This is a genomic window from Mesorhizobium escarrei, from assembly GCF_935825525.1.
Classification (GTDB): domain Bacteria; phylum Pseudomonadota; class Alphaproteobacteria; order Rhizobiales; family Rhizobiaceae; genus Mesorhizobium; species Mesorhizobium escarrei.
The window spans coordinates 1-17,752 of record NZ_CAKXZT010000013.1; the positions used below are offsets into that span (position 1 = coordinate 1).

Annotated in this window: 16 protein-coding genes; 11 read left to right on the forward strand and 5 right to left on the reverse strand. The window is 61.9% G+C overall.

Features of this window, described 5'->3' with window-relative positions:
- The first annotated feature begins 44 nt into the window (after positions 1-44).
- Positions 45-197 carry a hypothetical protein gene (locus NMG80_RS01325; protein ID WP_254016463.1) on the forward strand — a complete coding sequence of 51 codons (153 nt, stop codon included), beginning with the start codon at positions 45-47 and terminating at the stop codon, positions 195-197.
- Between the two features lie 106 nt (positions 198-303).
- Here NMG80_RS01325 and NMG80_RS01330 read toward each other — a convergent pair whose 3' ends face one another.
- Both NMG80_RS01330 and NMG80_RS01335 read right to left on the reverse strand, forming a co-directional pair.
- Positions 304-2,823: a caspase family protein gene (locus NMG80_RS01330; protein ID WP_436798522.1), complete on the reverse strand. Its 2,520-nt coding sequence runs from the start codon at positions 2,821-2,823 to the stop codon at positions 304-306.
- A gap of 1,241 nt (positions 2,824-4,064) precedes the next feature.
- On the reverse strand, positions 4,065-4,283 hold the full coding sequence (locus NMG80_RS01335) for a hypothetical protein (RefSeq protein WP_254016465.1): 219 nt from the start codon (positions 4,281-4,283) through the stop codon (positions 4,065-4,067).
- Between the two features lie 159 nt (positions 4,284-4,442).
- Between NMG80_RS01335 and NMG80_RS01340 the strand changes: the two genes are divergently transcribed.
- Entirely contained in the window at positions 4,443-4,682 is a 240-nt protein-coding gene (locus tag NMG80_RS01340; RefSeq protein ID WP_254016466.1) for a hypothetical protein, read from the forward strand.
- A 30-nt stretch (positions 4,683-4,712) separates the two neighbouring features.
- On the opposite strand, the gene NMG80_RS01345 is transcribed toward NMG80_RS01340, so the two are convergent.
- Positions 4,713-5,072, reverse strand: a complete 360-nt coding sequence (locus tag NMG80_RS01345; RefSeq protein ID WP_254016467.1) for a response regulator — start codon at positions 5,070-5,072, stop codon at positions 4,713-4,715.
- Positions 5,069-8,167, reverse strand: coding sequence for a CheR family methyltransferase (locus tag NMG80_RS01350; RefSeq protein WP_254016468.1), 3,099 nt, complete (start codon positions 8,165-8,167; stop codon positions 5,069-5,071). The genes NMG80_RS01345 and NMG80_RS01350 overlap by 4 nt, the downstream gene beginning before the upstream one ends.
- Positions 8,168-8,335: 168 nt before the next feature.
- Here NMG80_RS01350 and NMG80_RS01355 point away from each other — a divergent pair, with 168 nt between their 5' ends.
- Entirely contained in the window at positions 8,336-8,533 is a 198-nt protein-coding gene (locus tag NMG80_RS01355) for a hypothetical protein (RefSeq protein WP_254016469.1), read from the forward strand.
- A gap of 19 nt (positions 8,534-8,552) precedes the next feature.
- Positions 8,553-9,131 (forward strand): response regulator, encoded by a 579-nt coding sequence (locus NMG80_RS01360; RefSeq protein ID WP_254016470.1) that lies wholly within the window; start codon positions 8,553-8,555, stop codon positions 9,129-9,131.
- A gap of 153 nt (positions 9,132-9,284) precedes the next feature.
- Here NMG80_RS01360 and NMG80_RS01365 read toward each other — a convergent pair whose 3' ends face one another.
- Complete coding sequence (locus NMG80_RS01365; RefSeq protein WP_254016548.1) at positions 9,285-9,557, reverse strand: hypothetical protein; 273 nt, start codon at positions 9,555-9,557, stop codon at positions 9,285-9,287.
- A 309-nt stretch (positions 9,558-9,866) separates the two neighbouring features.
- Here NMG80_RS01365 and NMG80_RS01370 point away from each other — a divergent pair, with 309 nt between their 5' ends.
- The 7 genes from NMG80_RS01370 to NMG80_RS01400 are packed head-to-tail and all read left to right on the forward strand — an operon-like array spanning position 9,867 to position 17,741.
- The gene (locus tag NMG80_RS01370; protein ID WP_254016471.1) at positions 9,867-10,973 is read left to right on the forward strand and encodes an NAD-dependent epimerase/dehydratase family protein; all 1,107 of its coding nucleotides are present in this window, start codon (positions 9,867-9,869) and stop codon (positions 10,971-10,973) included.
- Complete coding sequence (locus tag NMG80_RS01375) at positions 10,970-12,037, forward strand: NAD-dependent epimerase/dehydratase family protein (protein ID WP_254016472.1); 1,068 nt, start codon at positions 10,970-10,972, stop codon at positions 12,035-12,037. Before NMG80_RS01370 ends, NMG80_RS01375 begins: the two co-directional genes overlap by 4 nt.
- Complete coding sequence (locus NMG80_RS01380; protein ID WP_254016473.1) at positions 12,034-13,326, forward strand: TIGR04295 family B12-binding domain-containing radical SAM protein; 1,293 nt, start codon at positions 12,034-12,036, stop codon at positions 13,324-13,326. Before NMG80_RS01375 ends, NMG80_RS01380 begins: the two co-directional genes overlap by 4 nt.
- Positions 13,327-13,349: 23 nt before the next feature.
- Complete coding sequence (locus NMG80_RS01385; protein WP_254016474.1) at positions 13,350-14,411, forward strand: glycosyltransferase family 4 protein; 1,062 nt, start codon at positions 13,350-13,352, stop codon at positions 14,409-14,411.
- 2 nt (positions 14,412-14,413) lie between these two features.
- A complete protein-coding gene (locus NMG80_RS01390; protein WP_254016475.1) occupies positions 14,414-15,544 on the forward strand; it encodes a CgeB family protein in 1,131 nt (376 codons plus the stop codon).
- Positions 15,541-16,635 carry a CgeB family protein gene (locus NMG80_RS01395; protein WP_254016476.1) on the forward strand — a complete coding sequence of 365 codons (1,095 nt, stop codon included), beginning with the start codon at positions 15,541-15,543 and terminating at the stop codon, positions 16,633-16,635. The genes NMG80_RS01390 and NMG80_RS01395 overlap by 4 nt, the downstream gene beginning before the upstream one ends.
- The gene (locus tag NMG80_RS01400) at positions 16,632-17,741 is read left to right on the forward strand and encodes a CgeB family protein (protein ID WP_254016477.1); all 1,110 of its coding nucleotides are present in this window, start codon (positions 16,632-16,634) and stop codon (positions 17,739-17,741) included. The genes NMG80_RS01395 and NMG80_RS01400 overlap by 4 nt, the downstream gene beginning before the upstream one ends.
- The last annotated feature ends 11 nt before the right edge of the window (positions 17,742-17,752 follow it).

Consider the following 17,752-nt stretch of genomic DNA (forward strand, 5'->3'; position numbering starts at 1 on the left):
CCCCACTCCCACCTCCGCCACCCCCGCCACCTCCCGAAGAAGGAATGATTACGGGAGCAGCCGGCTCGTCCGAGACCGGTTTGATCGCTTTCCTGGCGGCCACCGGTTTGGGAGCGGGGTTGACGACCTTCGGCGCGGCGGCTCTGCGAACGACCTTCGGCGCCGGCGTGGGCGTCGCCACCAGCGGCGTCGGTTGAAGGGGTGGCCAGGATGTGCAGCCCATGACCCCCGCCAAGGCGATGGACAGAGTTACCCCGATTGTTGCCTGCTTCAGATTTCTGCCCACCATTGCCTCCTTGTTGATCAGAACAAATCCCGACGCGGATTGGCTTGTTCCCAGACCGCCCTGGCCACTTTGACCAGTTGCTTGTCGACAGAACCGCTCAACGGAATCTTCGACTTGAGTTCCCCACGCAGTTGCTTCAACGCCGCCGCTTTCGCCTTGGACCCGAATTTAGCCAACGTCGCCCGGGCGTCAGGCAGCTCATTGCGAAGATCGAGCGCAACTGTGAATGCCAGGAAACGCACAGCGACGGCCTGGTCGGCCTTGTCGCCCTTTTGCATCTCGAGAGCCGCGCGATCATAGGCGCCGGACTGGTCACCGCGGGAGGTTGCCAGCTCAAACAGGCGTTGCGCTTCATCAAGGTTCTGCTCGACGCCAACGCCATCACGGTACATGCGCGCAAGACTGCCCGGCGCATAGGGCTGGCCGAGGTCGATGGCCTTCTGGAAAAGCTCCAGCGCAGCCTTCGGATCCCTTTCGACGCCCCGGCCGCTGAGGTAATTGCGGCCGAGCAGGTTCATCGAATACATGTCCTGGCGCTGGACGCCAGCCTTCAGGAAGGCAACGGCACGGGCCTGATCGGCGGGCACGCCGTTGCGGCCTTCGGTGAAGATCGCGCCGAGATCATTCATGGCATAGGTGTGCCCCATCGCCGCCGCCTTGAGCAGCAGATCCAGCCCCTTGCCGGTGTCGCGCTCGACGCCGTAGCCATGGAACAGGGCACGGCCCCACGACGTCATCCCGTAGGGATCGCCCTTGTCGGCTGCAGCGGCGTAGAAGGTGTTGGCCTGCTTGCGGTCGACAGCCAGGCCCGTTCCCGTCGCGTAGAGGTAGCCGAGCTCGAACACCGCGCGCACATGCCCCCTGTCGGCGGCCTGCTGGATGGCTTTCCTGGCCTGGTCGACCTTGCCGGCTGCAAGCAGCGCGCGTCCCAGTTCATAACGGAAGCGGGCGACATCGGGATACGCCTTCACCGCAGCCTCGCACAGCTTCACCGCGTCGGCGCCGATTTCATTTGGCAGCAGGCCGGGGACGACGCCTTGAAGGTCGAGAGGTTCGCCGGCAGCCAAGTCGCACGGATCGACGCTCGGCGACAGTTTCATTTTGGCGGGTTTGGATGCTCCGCTGTCCGCCCGAATTTCGAAGGCGATCTCGACCGGTGCACTGGCTCCGATCTGGGGTTCATAGCGCAGTCCCTCTACTTCACCGACCGTCAAGCTCGATTCGGGCGACAGGGCTCGATCCGGCAGAGAGAGTGTTCCCGTTGCCGGATAGTTTGTGACTTTCAGGCTGACCGCCGCATCGTCTGTCGGGACATCCAGGTTCAGCGCAACGGCGCCCACGCCGACCGGAACGTCGACCTCCCGGTTCTCGATCGCCTCGGCCGCACCGGTGACATGAATGCCGCGCTGCAGCACCTGCTGCTTCTGCTCGGCCTCGAGCGCGGCCATCACCTGTTCGCCCTGGGCTCCTTCGCCGCTCTTGACCCGGAACACCAGCATGCCCTTGGCTTCGCCGCCCCAATTATCGCGTGCGGCGTAGACCAGCATATCCATCTCTTCTGGCTCGCCAGTTCCCTTGGGGATATCCAACTGCAAACGCGGCAGATCCTTGCCCTGGATCAGTTCTCCCGCCTCGACGACCTTGCCGTCCAGCATCAGGCGTCCCAAGGCGGGCGGCCGATCGATGCTGACGGTTATTGTCCCGCCGTCGACCTCGACCGGTTGCGGGAGGTTGAGATCGACGGGGCCGGCCCCGGACAGCACGACCTTCTCCAACACCGGCGGCAGCGATGGGCGGCTGCTGCGACGCATCAGAACGACTTCGTCGATCAGCGAAGAGTTCTCCCAGGGAACCTGCAAGCCCTTGGTAGCCTCAACCACATCCCGGCGGACGGCCGACATGACCGTGCGGATCTCCTGGTTCGGGGCGAGCGCGCGACGAGAAAACGCCAACGAAAATGGGCTGAGGTCGCCGGCGCCGTCATAGGCAACCGCGCCGGGTTCGGTAGCGAACGCAATCAGCGTGTTCAGTGAGCTTCTTATTTGCGCAAGGCCGGTGCCGCTGGCGGTAAGAAGCTGGTCCCTGAGCCAATAGTCCTTGCGAGGGAATGGGTTGTTGCGGCAGGCATCGAGGATGATCACCTGGATCTTCGATTTCGAACGCATCTGCTGCAGCACATCGTTCAGCTTGATTGCCTGGACCTCGACGTCGGCCGCATCTTTCAGCGAGGCATCGACAGGGATCAGGAAATTTTCGCCGCCGATCTGAAAGCCGTGACCGGAATAGTAGACGACAGCTACATCCGCGCCGTCCACGGCGGCAAGATAGTTGCGGAACTGGTCTTCAAATTGCAGCTTTGTAAGGTTGCTCGCGACGAAAACATCAAAACCAGCCGCTCGAAACGTGTTGGATACGTCCACCACATCTTTGGCCGGGTTCTTGAGGGCCGAGATTTCCTGGTAATCGGAGTTGCCGATTACAAAGGCGACCCTTCGTTCGACTGCAGAAGCGTCGAAAGTCGTGACGCATGCGAGCATCAATGCCGCAACGAATCCGCAACGTCGGAGCATGGCAAATCCCTTAACCGCTGTTATCTGGCGACCACAAGAACACAGCTTGCAGTGCCGAGATCCGTTAGAGAGCATGCTATCTGCCGAGACAGAAAAGAGAGAAAAGCCGTCGCGACAGCGGTATATTCCTCACTTGATCAAATCCTAAATTACATCAGAGGCCGAGTGTCCGCAATGATCGTCAAACGGTTTCTCAACCTAGCTATTTGCCCGTGGTCGACACCGTCCCCTAGGGCCACGCGCGGCCGGCATACCCTTGACTTGCGCACACGCATCACGCGTCAGGGCGCCTGAGGTTTTCCACTGCTAATGTCGGTCTCCCCCGGATTTTCTCTAGCCATCATTTCCGCGACTCAATTAGCGTCTGCTTGTGGAGCATCGGCACGCCATTCGACGGATCAAGGAAGGGCTTTGGGAGGTCTATGACATAGACGACAATAGGGTTGTCTTCGCAGACGGTGTGGCTCTGACAAATTTGCTGGATGAGGAGGCACTCGACGCCCTGGAGTTGCTAAAAGGTGGATTCCTGGTTCCGAGCAGCGCTCCCAAGGCCAGTTGACAGTTCCTTGAGGGATACGCCGAGGTCGACTGTCCGCTCGCTCGTCGAGATCTGCCACCTATTTCGGCCGCGTCGCAGCCGCGATGCAGAGGATCAATTCGCGAGGCTCAGCGCGCCGCAGCGTGGCAAAACGAAAAATTCTCCTTCGTTTGGTTGATGCGTGAACAATGCTCCGTCCGTAAGTTCGTGCTATATATTAGCAGGTGCTATTATGAGGTTTTTGCCCGTTCAGGAGCCGACCAACACATGGGCCGTGTTCGATACGACCGTGGATGTGCCTGCGCACTTCGCTGGTATTTGCCTTATCGGCTTGCCGCGGGAGCGGGCGGAGTGGCTCGCAGCAAGGGCCAATCAAGATGCGTTGGCAGGAAGAAATCGGATCGGCCGGCTATCGTCTCCGGAGACTGAGCACGCCGTGCTTCCGATACGCAAATGCTAGAAATCGCTTACGTCAGGAGAGATTTCAACGGCGGACGAAGAGGCCGCTGCCTTGGCAGCCAGCAACCGACAGCCACCGTAAGTCCGACATCACCAGCAAACCGATACAGCGGTTGGTTCCCGGCGTTGGGCAAGGCCATCCAGCTTGTCGCCAATGCGCTCCTCCGGTTTGTATCTCTGCCCGGTTCCATTCCTGCCCGAAGGTTCGCGGTTATTGCTGATCCGGCATCTCGGTATTCTCTTTGGGGTTCTTTTCGATGCCCGCGGCAGGCGAGGTGTCAGCCGGGGCGTTCCCACCTTGGTTTTGCTCAGGGGCTCTTTCGAGTGGCGAGGTGCGCCAGCCCATATCGGCATACAAAAAGCCGATGAGAAAGCCGACGATAATGATCGCTGCTATCACCAGCGAAAGTATAGCGTTACGTCGCTCCATGTCCGGCTCCTTCCTGCGAACCGAACAGCCAGTATCGAAAATGGTTCCCGTCTAGCGGCAGGTCGTGGAACTTCGCACCGTGCCGGCGGTTGACACGTACGCGCTGTGAACGGTGAACGAAGCCATCCGTTCTATCCGTCGCAGCAGGAAGGAGACACCATGGCCAACAAGAACACCACTTCGAAGCCGGCAATCCGGCAGGCAAATGCCGACGGCTTGCGACGTCCAAGGCGGGACGCTGACGATACGGATGCCGAAGCCAGGCCACCGACGCCGAAAACCGCGGGAACATCGAAGCCGTCGACCGCTCCGCTGGACAATCCGGTGGCCAACCGCAATGCCGGCCGGCCGCGCCAGCAAGGCACCACACCACGGCCGACCGAAAAGCCGCTGGACTGAAGGGCGATGGCAGCGGCTGCCGAAAACAAGCTAGGACGCCGGGACCAATTCAGCCAAGGCACTCAGAATGGCCGCCTGATCTGCCGGCTTGTGAACAAATCTAGAGTTGGCGAACGCGGATGGAACATCGCGCGGCCCAAATCCGGACAGACACGCGAACGGAATGTGCCGGGCTTGCAATTCTTCTGCGATCGCCAGGCTCGTTTCGCCATACAGTTGAACATCCAGCAGCGCCACGTCGACAGGATTTTCGCCGATGAGGCGAAGGGCCGCCGCCACCGAAGGGGCCGGGCCGATCACCTGATGTCCCGAAGCGCGCAGGCAAGCAGCGATGTCCTCGGCGATGAGCCATTCATCCTCGACCACCAGAATGCGCAGCGGGTCGGTCACGGCGTCTCCTTGCGCATCATCGGGAATGTGATCTGGACCGCAAGACCGTCACGATTGAAGGTGGTCTCGACGTTTCCGCCAAGCCGGTAGCCGATCTCACCCTGCAGCAGGGAAAGTCCGAAGCCGCTAACTTCGGGTTTTCTCACCGGCGGCCCGTGCCTCTCGCGCCAGGCGAGCGTGAAAACATTGTCCTCGCCAGACCATTTCAGAACGACCCTGCCCTCGGGCTTCGACAGCGCGCCATATTTGGCGGCGTTGGTCGCCAGTTCATGAATGGCCATGCTAAGGGAAAGGCCCTGTTGCGGGCTAAGCTTCACTTCAGTGCCGTCAAGTCCGAACCGGTCAATATTGAAAGGTTCGAGCTCCTGATGCAGCAGTTCGTTGATCGAAGCTTCTTTCCAGCGTTCCTTCGACAGCAGACCGTAAGCCCGCGACATGGCGTGTAGGCGACCGATCAACGCTTCGGCGAACTCCTCCTTCGATTCCGAACTTTCACGGGTGCGATTGGCGATGCTGGCGACCACCGCCAGCATGTTCTTGACGCGGTGGTTCAGCTCCGAAATGAGCACCCGGTTTTGCTGTTCCGCCTCGGCCAAGGTGGTGACGTCGACCAGCGTGACCACGACGCCCTGGATCCTGTTGTCCTTGTCGCGATACGGATTGATGCGAACCATATAAAACCGGCCCCGGTCGTCGCGCGCCAGATGATGGTTCAGGGTCTCTCCGGTTTCGAAGACGGCATCGATATGCTGTTTCAGCTCGGGATAGTCGAGCCGGCTCGAAAGCTCGGTCAGCGGCCGGCCGACGTCGGAGGGACGCAGGCTGAAGAAAGACGAGGCCGCCGGAGTAAAGGTCCGCACCACCAGATTGCGGTCGAGGAAAATGGTTGCGATCTGCGTGCTTTCGAAAAGATTGCGCAAATCGCTGTTGGCGCGGTCAAGCTCTTCTATCTTGCCGGTCAGCTCCGAATTGATCGTGTTGAGCTCCTCATTGAGCGACTGCATCTCCTCCTTCGAGGCCTCAAGCTCCTCATTGGTCGACTGCGCCTCCTCGTTGACGGAGACGAGTTCCTCGTTCGACGATTTCAGCTCTTCCAGCGCCGTTTCGTACTCCTCGATCGTCGACTGCAGTCGCTCCCGGGTTTCGCGCAGTTCCCGCTCGAGATCGGCAGCGCCTTCGCCATCACGGTTTTCGCGATGCACATCCGACCGCGCCTGCACCGGCCCCGATGGTTCGAACAGGACAAGGTAAAGTTGTTCGCCCTTACCGCGTTCCGCCAGAGGCTCGACAGTGAGTTTGATCGACTGGGCCTGTTCGTCGTCCTCGTCGACGACGACATTTTCCCGCACGATGGTGCGGCGCGTCGTGGCGGCTTCCCGCAACGCCGCGCGCAGGTCGAGCCTTAGCCCGGAGCGGGCCAAAGTCAGCACCTGCCGGCTCGGAATGCCTTGCGGCGCTTCGAGATATCTGCCGGTCCGGGCCGAATAGTAGACGACGTCACCATCGCCATTCACCACAACATGAGGCGGCGCGAAACGCTCCAGCACCTGTGCCTCGACCGCCTGCCGAAGCGGGTAGCTGGCGGTTGCCTTCTTCGGCCCCGTGCCTTCGGGCAGCAAGGCGCCCGAACGGCCGTCGCCGATCAGCATCGGCAGTCTAATGTGTGGCGAGGCATGTTCGCGCGCTTGAAAAATGCGCTGCTTCTTGTCGATGGTGGCGAAGAGATCGTCGTGCTGGCTGACGCTTTCGGATGTGCCGAGGAAAAGATAACCGCCCGGCTTCAGCGCGTAATGGAAGATCGGAATGACCCGGTTCTGGATGTTGGAGCCGAAATAGATCAGCAGGTTGCGGCATGAAACCATGTCCATGCGTGAAAACGGCGGGTCGCGGACGACGCTGTGAGGGGAAAAGACGCACAGCTCCCGGACCTCGTTGGCAAGCACGTAGCTCTCGCCGTCGCTGCTGAAAAAACGCTGCTTGCGCTCGGGCGAGACGCCCTGCAGCAATGCCGCGGGGTAACGCGCCGCGCGCGCCACCGCAAGTGCGGGATCATCGATGTCAGTCGCAAATATCTGGACGCGTGGCACAACCGAAAGCGTCTCCATGTGTTCGCGCAACAGCATGCCGATGGAGAACACCTCCTCGCCGGTGGCGCAGCCAGGCACCCAGATCCTGACGGCGTCGCTGGCGGTCTTGCCCTCGAACAGCTGTGGTACGATCTTGTCCTCGAGCAGCTTGAACGCATCGGGATCACGGAAGAAATCAGTGACGTTGATCAAAAGATCGCGAAAGAGGTCCATCACCTCGCGAGGGTCTTTCTTCAGCCACTCGACATAGGCTGCAATCGAATGAAGCTGCGCGATCTGCATGCGCCGCTTTATGCGCCGCAGGAATGTCTTGGTCTTGTAGCCGGAGAAATCGTGGCCGGATTGGCCCTGCAGAATGCCGTAGATCTCGTCGCGGAGCCGACCCAGTTCTGCCGTCTCGTGCTCGCCGTCTCCGGCTACCCCGTTCAGCATATCGAAGCTGCGGGCGAAACCCTCGAGCTTCGCACCGATGTCCTCGGCGGGCGCCGCAATGTCGACCAGCCCGCTGGAGATCGCACTTTTCGGCATGTCCGGATTGCGCGGACCGTAGCCGTTGGGAGCCTGGGCGACCGTCAGTCCGCCACGCTCCTTGATCGCCTTCGCGCCGAGCGTGCCGTCAGAGTCGCCGCCCGACAAAATGACGCCAACCGCATATTCGCCCTGATCCTCGGCCAACGCGCTAAAAAAGATATCGATCGGCTTACGCTCGCGGCTGAGCACGTTGGATTGCCGCAGGTGCAGCACTCCCCTCTCAATCGTGAGAACGACGTTTTGCGGCATCACATAGACGTGGTCGGACAGGACAGTGGTACCGTCCTCGACGACTACAACCGGCAGTTGCGTGTAACGTCCGACGACCTCGTGAAGCAGGCTTTCGCGCCCGGGACTGAGATGGGTGACGATGACGAACGCCATGCCGGGCCGGCCGGTGATGCCTTTGAACAGACCCTCCATTGCGGGAATGCCGCCGGCTGACGCGCCGACGCCCACAATGGGAAATCTCTTCATCTGGGATGTCACCGCAAGCCCTCGGTTGAACAGCCTAGACGACAAGGCCGCCAAATCGACCCAAAACCCACGACTGGGCTGAACCCAACGCCCAGCATATAACGTGCAAGAGGGCCGGAACAAGTCCGTGCAGAAGGCGTTAAGGTCCGAAATTATTGTGGAACTCCAATGTCAAAACGCACACCTGACCTGAGGCTGACAAAACGAGCGTTGTTGCGCTTCGAGGATCTGCTGAGTTTGCCGGGAAACGAATCCATTCCGCCCCGCATGCTGGTTTTGGCGAAACGATTGCAGGCAGCCTTGCAGGAACGTTCTGAACAGGCCCGAGCGGACAAATGGAAATCCCGCTCGAAGAAAGGGCGATGAGGTGCGCGATCTCCGAGGGATGCGCATACTGATCGTCGAAGACGATTGGATATTGGCCGGCGATCTTGCAAGATATTTCGGCAATATGGGCGCGGTCGTCCTCGGCCCTGCGGCGACAGTCGAACACGCCTCTATGCATACCGAGGTGGCTGAGGCCGCGATCCTCGACGTCAATCTCAACGGCCGGCGGGTGTTTCCGATCGCAGACGAACTGATGCGCCGCGGCGTTCCCTTCGTCTTTTTCAGCGGTGACGAGGACATCGTCATTCCTGAACGTCTCCGCCACGCCAGCAATCTTCGGAAGTCGTCGGATAGCTACGCCGTCTTTGATGCCTTGTTCCCTCCGGAAAAATCCGCCTTGGCGGGTAGCTCTCCCGTGACCTTATCGGACAACGTCTTCTCACTTCTGCCGAAGCTCAGGCTCGCGGCACGTCTGCTTCTGGGCGACGTTGGTGCTTCCGATCGGCTGGTCGAACGAACGCTGGAGCGCGCCATCGGCGAGATCGACAGGAGGCGGGCCGGCGTATCGACCGAAGATTGGCTGAACGCCATCATGCGAAACATTGCCAGATCGGGCGGAACCAGCCTGTTGCACTGAGGCTGCGACCGTTCGACAACCGCCGCGCGTTTAACCTCTGATACTTTCCAAGTCCGGAGTATCTAATCAAAACAGCGAGCTAGAGTGAAGTTCTCTGCCGGAACGCGAGGCGTGCCTTAAGAGCTCCCCGACACCGCTGACTGAGCCGCCTCCTCATCCATTCTGGTTGCGGTCGACGAACTTGTTGAACCGGCTGGTTTTGCCGCCGCCGGTTTCGTCCTGGTAGAGGAAGGCCAGATCGTTCTCGTCGAAAATCCGGAAGAACTCATCCCATTCAATGGGCTCGAGCTTCTCCTCGGGCTCGCCAAAATCGATCCGCAAGATGCCGCCCTCGCCCTTGGTTCGTACAACCGCAGGTTGTCCACCACGATCTTCGGCCCATTGGCGGATCTCGTCATGATTAGTGGTTGTTTTCGATTCAGACATTGAAATCTCCCTTTGATCCAGGCCTTGCAGGCGACGTGTGAGGCTCATGATCAGGTCTGGCTTGCTACGCGATACCGTTTCGATCACAGCCAGCTGCCCAGCCACTCCTTGCGCCCACAGGCCGCCCACGGCCGGATGAGCGCCCTAACCCCAAAGAAGCTGCAATGTTCCAGCGCAGGGCCCAAGGCTCGTCCGCTACGTGTTCACCTCGGTTTGCGGCCTCCCCAAAACCATCTTTGTTGAAGCAGAGGGAACAAACCTTTTGCCAAACAGTTCGGGGCGCCAAGGCCATTTGCGTAAGGAGTTGTCGTGAAACGCATACTGGTTACAGGAGGGTGCGGTTTCATCGGCCGCCACGTCGTCCAGGAACTCGTTGAACATGGTTATGCCGTCTGCATTCTCGATGCGCTGCTGGAACAGGTGCACGGCAGCGAGGCGATCAGCCTGCCGGCAGGAGCCGACCTGATCAAAGGCGACGTTCGCGATCGCGACGCCGTCGCTGAGGCGCTCCGGGGCGTCGACGCCACTATCCATCTCGCCGCCGAGGTCGGTGTCGGCCAGTCCATGTACGAGATCGCCCGCTATGTCGGCGCGAACGACCTCGGCACCGCCACCCTGCTCGAGGCACTGATCAAACATCCGGTCGAGCGGATCGTCGTCGCTTCGTCGATGAGCGTCTACGGCGAGGGTCTCTATGCCACGCCAGGCGGCCGGCGCGTCGACAATGCACGGCGGCAGGCTAACGACGTCAAGAGCGGCCAATGGAATCCGCTGTCGGCGGCGGATGAAAGCCTGTCGCCCCTGCCGACTGACGAGGAAAAGCCGGTCGACCTCGCCTCGATCTATGCGCTGACGAAATATGCCCAGGAGCGCGCCGTGCTGATCTTCGGCGATGCCTATGGCGTCGACGCGGTGGCGCTGCGCCTGTTCAACGTCTTCGGCGCCGGACAGGCGCTGTCAAACCCGTACACCGGCGTTTTGGCGAATTTCGCTTCCCGCCTCGCCAACGGCCAGCGGCCGATGATTTTCGAAGATGGCGAGCAGAAACGCGACTTCGTGCATGTGCGCGACGTCGCCCGCGCCTTCCGCCTGGCGCTAGAACAACGCCAGGCGCGCGGCCACGTCATCAACATCGGCAGCGGCCGGGCCTATGCGATCAGCGAGGTCGCCCGGCTGCTCGCCGACGCCATGGGCGTGCCGGACCATCGGCCTGATATCCTCGGCAAGGCGCGCGCCGGCGATATCCGCAATTGCTTCGCTGATATCTCGAAGGCGCGCGAACTGCTCGGTTTCGAGCCGCAGCGCCGGCTGGAGGATTCACTCGACGAGTTCGTCGCATGGGTGCGCAACACGGTCGCCATCGACCGCGGCGCCGACATGAAACGGGAACTCGAAGAGCGAGGACTGGTATCATGAGGCCGGACGGTTTTCGTGAAGCGCCGGTTGCCATCGTCGGCGGCAGCGGCTTCATCGGCTCGAACCTTGCCGACAGCCTGTTGTCGGATGGGGTGCCGGTTCTGGTCATCGACAATCTCAGCCGCCCGGGCGTCGATCAGAACCTGGCCTGGCTGGCGCAGAAGCACGGCAATCAACTTGCCGTGGAAACCGTTGATGTCCGGGATAGAGACGTGCTGGCGCCGCTTTTGGCGCATGCCAAGGCGATATTCCATCTCGCCGCGCAGACCGCTGTCACCACGAGCCTCGTCCAGCCAAGCGAAGATTTCGACATCAATCTTCGTGGAACCTTCAACGTCCTGGAAGCGGCTCGTCGCAGCGGTCGACGCATTCCGGTGATCTTCGCCAGCACGAACAAGGTCTATGGCGGCCTGCCCGACGTCACAGTGCGCGAAGAGGACGATCGGTGCGTGCCCTGCGATGCCGGCATCCGCGCCAACGGCATAGACGAGACCTGCGGCCTGGATTTCTGCACGCCCTATGGCTGCTCCAAAGGCGCGGCCGACCAATATGTGCTCGATTATGCCAAGTCGTACGATATGCCGACCGCGGTCCTGCGCATGAGCTGCATCTACGGGCCGCGCCAGTTCGGCACGGAGGACCAGGGCTGGGTTGCCCATTTTCTGCTCAGCGCGCTTTCCGGCCGGCCGATCACGATCTACGGCAACGGCAAGCAGGTGCGCGATATCCTTCATGTCTCCGACGCCGTTGCGGCCTATCGCGGGGTACTTGCCAGGATCGACGACATCCGGGGCCAAGCATTCAATCTCGGTGGCGGACCGGGCAACGCCGTCAGCCTGCGCATGCTGATCGAGGAGATCGGCGAACTCACCGGGCGGACGCTCTCGATCCGCTACGACCGGGAACGCACCGGCGACCAACCTTTCTTTGTCGCCGACACCCGAAAGATAGAAGCGACGCTCGGCTGGAAAGCGCATGTCTCCTGGCGCGACGGCGTCCGCGATCTCGCCGAGTGGCTCCAACGTCATCGCCTCGAGCCTGAACCCGCGAGGTACGTGGCATGAAAGTCGCCCTGGTCAATCCATTCTGGACCTACGAGGACAGCATCTATTTCGGCTGCCGCCAGCCACATCTGCCGCTGGAACTGGGCTACTCGAAAGCCTTGCTGGAGGCCGACGGCCATCAGGTGCTGATGCTGGACGGGCAAATCCAGAAGCTGGACAACGCAGCACTTGCCGATCGCGCCGCCGCTTTCGCACCAGCCATGACGGTCGTCAGCACGGCGCCGACCTATTTGTTCTGGCGCTGCGCGCCGCCCGAGCTGCGTGTGCCCGCCGACTTCCTCAACCGCCTCGCCGGGCACGGCGGCCGCACAGTGGCTGTCGGACCGCACGGCTCGGCGACGCCGGCGCCGACGCTGCGCAAGCTGGGCGTCGATGTCGTGGTGCGCGGCGAATGCGAAGAGGTCATCGCCGAACTCGCCCGCCGTGACGATTGGAGCGCCGTGCCCCACACCGCCCATCTCGAACAGGGAAAACTTGTCGGCAATGGCGGCGTTCACGCCAGTTCCTTTGTCGATCATCCGCCCCTCAGCTGGCCGTCCGATTGGATTGCCGCCCATTCGCACCATCACCACCGGTTCGAAGACGATCAGGTGGGTTTCGGAGCGGAGGTCGAGGCGTCTCGCGGCTGCCCCTACAATTGCAGCTTCTGCGCCAAGATCGATTTCCGCGACGCCTACCGTCGCAGGAACCACGATGCGATCATCGCGGAAATCGATCGGCTGATCGGGCAAGGCGTCGGCTACATCTATTTTATCGACGAGATCTTCCTGCCGCAGAAGGCGCTGCTGGAGGCACTGGTCGATCGCGACGTCAAGTTCGGCGTGCAGACCCGCATCGATCTTTGGAAGCCGGAGCTCCTGGAACTGCTGGGTGCCGCCGGCTGCGTTTCGATCGAAGCCGGCCTTGAAAGCCTGACGGTGGAAGGCCGGGCCATGCTGGCAAAGCGTTGCCGGCTGGGCACCGAGGAATTGGCCGCTTTGCTGGTCAATGCACGACGTCACGTTCCGTTCGTCCAGGCCAATCTGATCGGCGTCGTCGAGGACGATCCCGCTCTGGTCGATCATTGGCGCAAGCACCTCATTGACCGCGGCGTGTGGGCCAACGAGCCGGTGCCGCTCTATCCCTACCCCAGTTCGCCCAGCTATCGCGAGCTTTGGGGCGAGCCCGACGATCTCGCCTGGGAGCGCGCCCACGAGCATTACCTGGCCTCGTTCCGGACGTTCAGCGACATCCAGGAGAAGCGCCCGCGACCGCTGGCCGAGTTGGAGGCGACATGTTGCAGTCACTGATCCGCCGCCCGCGGCGAATCTTGATGACCGTCGATGCCGTCGGCGGCGTCTGGCGCTACGCGCTTGATCTGGCGCGGGAGCTGGCTCATGGCGGCGACAGCATCGTGCTCGCCGGGCTAGGCCCGGAACCGTCCGAGGAGCAGGCGGAGGAGGCACAGGCTCTCGCTGATTTGGCGTGGCTCAAGACACCGCCGGACTGGATGACCCGCAATGAGGGCGATTTGGAAATGTTGCCGCAGGAACTGCGCGCGCTTGTTTGCGATTACGCGATCGACCTCGTCCATCTCAATGCGCCGACGCAGGCCGTGGGACTTGATCTGCCCTGCCCGATCGTGACGGTCTCGCACTCATGCGTTGTGACCTGGCTCCACGCCGTCAGGGGACAGGCTGTGGACGGCGAATGGGCCTGGCAGAAAGACCGCAACAGACGCGGTTTCGATTGGGCCAATGCGGTAATCGCGCCCAGCCGCAGCCATGCCGACATGCTCGAGGCCTGCTACGGGCCGATCGCCCGCCTGAGCGTTGTCAGCAACGGCACACGGCCGGGTCCAAAGGCAGAGAGACGCGAACCAGTGGTTCTCGCCGCCGCGCGCTGGTGGGACGAAGGAAAGAACGCAGCTACGCTGGACGAGGCAGCAGCGCTGACGAAATGGCCGGTCTTTGCTGCCGGGCCGATCGAGGGCGCCGATGGGCAACGCGCGAATTTCACCAATGTCGTTGCTCTGGGTTCTGTCTGCCACGATGAGGTGCGTCGGTTGATGGCGCGGGCCGGCATCTTCGTATCGCCGTCCGTCTATGAACCCTTTGGCCTTGCCGCCCTGGAGGCAGCGACGTCCGCAACACCTTTGGTGCTTGCCGACATCCCGACCTATCGCGAATTGTGGAATGGCGCGGCCATGTTCTACGACGTCCATGATCCACGCGATCTCGCCAGATGTGTCGATTGTCTCTCTGAAGACGTCCAACATAGGCGCCGGCTCGGCGAAGCCGCCGCACGCCGAGCGCGCAAATTTTCACTAGCAAGGCAAGCGGCGGGCATGCACGACATCTACGATCGGGCCGCCCTGGCCGTTGCGGAACGCTGACAATGCGGTTCCTGTTCTACACCCATTCGGTCGTTTCCGACTGGAACCACGGCAACGCACATTTCCTGCGCGGCATCATGCGGGAGCTTGTTGCACGCGGACACCAGGCGATCGCGCTGGAGCCAGCAGACGGCTGGAGCCGTTCGAACCTGCTGGCAGAGAAAGGGCCCTTCGCGGTCGAGCGCTTCAGAAAGGATTTTCCGGAGCTGATGTCGGTGACCTACGACGCCTCCTTCGACCATGAAGGCTGGGTTGCCGGCGCCGATGTGGTGATCGTCCACGAATGGACCGACCCGGACGTTGTCGAGCGCATCGGCAGAACCAGGGCGAATGGAGGGGGCTTTACGCTTCTGTTCCATGACACCCACCATCGCGCCGTCTCGGCGACGCAGGCGATCTCGGCTCTGCGGCTGGAGCATTATGACGGCGTGCTCGCCTTCGGCGAGGCGTTGCGGGAAAGCTATCTTCGCGCCGGCTGGGGCAAACGTGCTTTCACCTGGCACGAGGCGGCGGATGAGCGCCTGTTCAAGCCGCACCCGGAGATCGACCCGACAGCCGACCTGATCTGGATCGGCAACTGGGGCGATGACGAGCGCAGTGCCGAAATCAAGGAATTCCTGATCGATCCAGTGGAAGAACTTGGCCTGCGTGGCACTGTTCATGGCGTGCGCTATCCACGCGAAGCGCTCGCCGATCTTGCCGCCGCCGGCCTGGGTTACGAAGGCTGGATTGCCAATGCCGACGTGCCCAAGGCATTCGCGGCACACCGCGTTACCGTCCACATCCCGCGGCGCCCGTATCGGGAGAGTCTACCCGGCATCCCGACGATCCGCATGTTCGAGGCGCTCGCCTGTGGTATCCCGCTCGTTTCAGCGCCTTGGGCCGATGTCGAGCAACTCTTCAGGCCAGGCATCGACTTTCTTTTCGCGCGCGACGGGTCCGAGATGTGCCGTCATCTTCGCGACATGCTGGACGATGCTGACCTGGCCGCCTCTCTGGTGAAATCCGGCCTCGAAACCATCCGGACGCGACATACTTGCCGGCACCGGGCGGACGAGCTGTTCGACGTGCTCGCCGAGTGCGGCAACAGCCAGGCCATGGATCGCATCGCCATAGAGGAGACAGTCGCATGAAGATTGCATTTTATGGATCGAGCCTGCTGTCGTCCTATTGGAACGGCGCGGCGACCTATTACCGCGGATTGCTCAAGGCTCTTTCTCAGCTCGGCTACGAGATCACTTTCTATGAACCGGACGTCTACGACAGGCAGAAGAACCGCGATATCGAGGCACCAGACTGGTGCAACGTCGTCATCTACGAGGCGACCCCGCATGCATTGATGCAGGTGGCAGCAAGCGCAGGCGAAGCCGACATCGTCGTCAAGGCGAGCGGAGTAGGCTTCGAGGACGAGGCGCTGTTGCGTGCCGTGCTCGACCACGCCCGGACGGATGCGCTGACAGTGTTCTGGGATGTCGACGCACCGGCCACTCTGGGCCAATTGCGCGACGAGCCGGATCACCCCCTGCACCGCGCTTTGCGGGAGATCGACCTTGTTCTCACCTATGGCGGCGGCGATCCGGTCGTCTGGGCCTATCGTGCGCTGGGGGCCGCCGAATGCGTGCCGATCTACAATGCGCTCGACCCCGAAACGCACCATCCGGTCGCGAAGGATAAGCGTTTCGCCTGCGACCTTGCCTTTCTCGGCAACCGCCTGCCGGACCGTGAAGCACGCGTCGAAGCCTTCTTCCTCGATCCGGCCAGCCGATCGGGCGATCAGCGTTTCCTGCTTGGCGGATCGGGTTGGGGTGACAAGCAGCTTCCGGCAAATGTCGCATGGCTCGGCCACGTCGGGACGCGGGACCACAATGCGTTCAATGTCACCCCCAAAGCGGTGCTGAACATCAGCCGCGACAGCATGGCCGCCAACGGCTTTTCGCCTGCCACGCGCGTCTTCGAGGCTGCGGGTGCCGGCGCATGCCTCATCACCGACGCCTGGCTCGGCGTCGAATTGTTCCTGGCCCCCGGGGAAGAGATCCTGGTGGCGCGCGATGGCAATGATGTCGCCGAAATCATGCGCACCCTCACCCCCCAGCGGGCAAGGGCGATCGGCGCATCTGCGCTTCGGCGTGTCCTCGCCGAGCATACCTATGCGTTAAGGGCAGCTGTGGCCGACGCTGTCTTCAGGCGTCATTTCGAGCGCCCCACCGTGGAGGCAGCCGAATGACCAAGCGGCTCGATATCGTCTTTCTTGGCCTGTCTTTGTCCTCTTCATGGGGAAACGGCCATGCCACGACCTTTAGGGGGTTGCTGAAGGGCCTGCACGAGCTCGGCCATCGCGTCACCTTCCTGGAGCGCGACGTGCCGTGGTATGCGAACCATCGCGATCTGCGCGACCCGGATTTCTGCACGTTGCGTTACTACGAAACGACGAACGATCTTCGTCGGACCTATGCCTGCTGTCTGCAGCAGGCCGATGTCGTGGTGGTCGGGTCGTTCGTTCCGGAGGGGCGAGCCGTCATCGACGTCGTCGCGTCCCTATGCACGGGCCAGTTCTGCTTCTACGACATCGACACGCCGGTCACGCTGACAAAGCTCGCCGCTGATGATTGCGACTACATGTGCCGACGGCAAATTCCGTATTTCGACGTCTATTTCTCATTCACCGGCGGGCCAACGCTCGCCCGATTGGCGGCGGACTTCGGTGCACGGCGCGCCGAGCCGCTCTACTGCTCCGTCGACCCGGAGCGGCATCGCCGAACGGCCGATCCGATCTGCTGGGACCTTGGCTATCTCGGCACCTACAGCTCGGACCGGCAGGCGACGCTGGATGCTCTCCTGCTCGAACCGGCAAGACGCATGCCGGACCGTCGCTTCGTCGTGGCCGGCTCGCAATTCCCGTCCGAGACCGTCTGGCCAAGCAACGTCGATCGCATCGAGCACTTGCCGCCGGCGGACCACGCCTCGTTCTACAGCCGCCAGCGCTATACGTTGAACGTCACACGCAGCTCCATGATAGCGGCTGGGTGGTCTCCCAGCGTACGCCTCTTCGAGGCGGCTGCCTGTGGCACTGCGATCATCAGCGATCGCTGGACCGGTCTGGATAGCTTCTTTCCGACAGCCACGATCAACACGGCCGGCCAAGCCGAAGACGTGATCGATATCCTGTCCAGCCAATCCGACCGCGTCAGGCTGGCTATGGCCAGGCGAGCGCATGCAACGATCCTGGCGGCACATACGAGCGCCGCGAGAGCCCGCGAATTCGTTTCGCTGCTGGCGCGGCCAAGATCGGCACGTCCAGCTCTCGATCTGGGCGTCGAAAGTGCAGCATGACTGGCAGACAG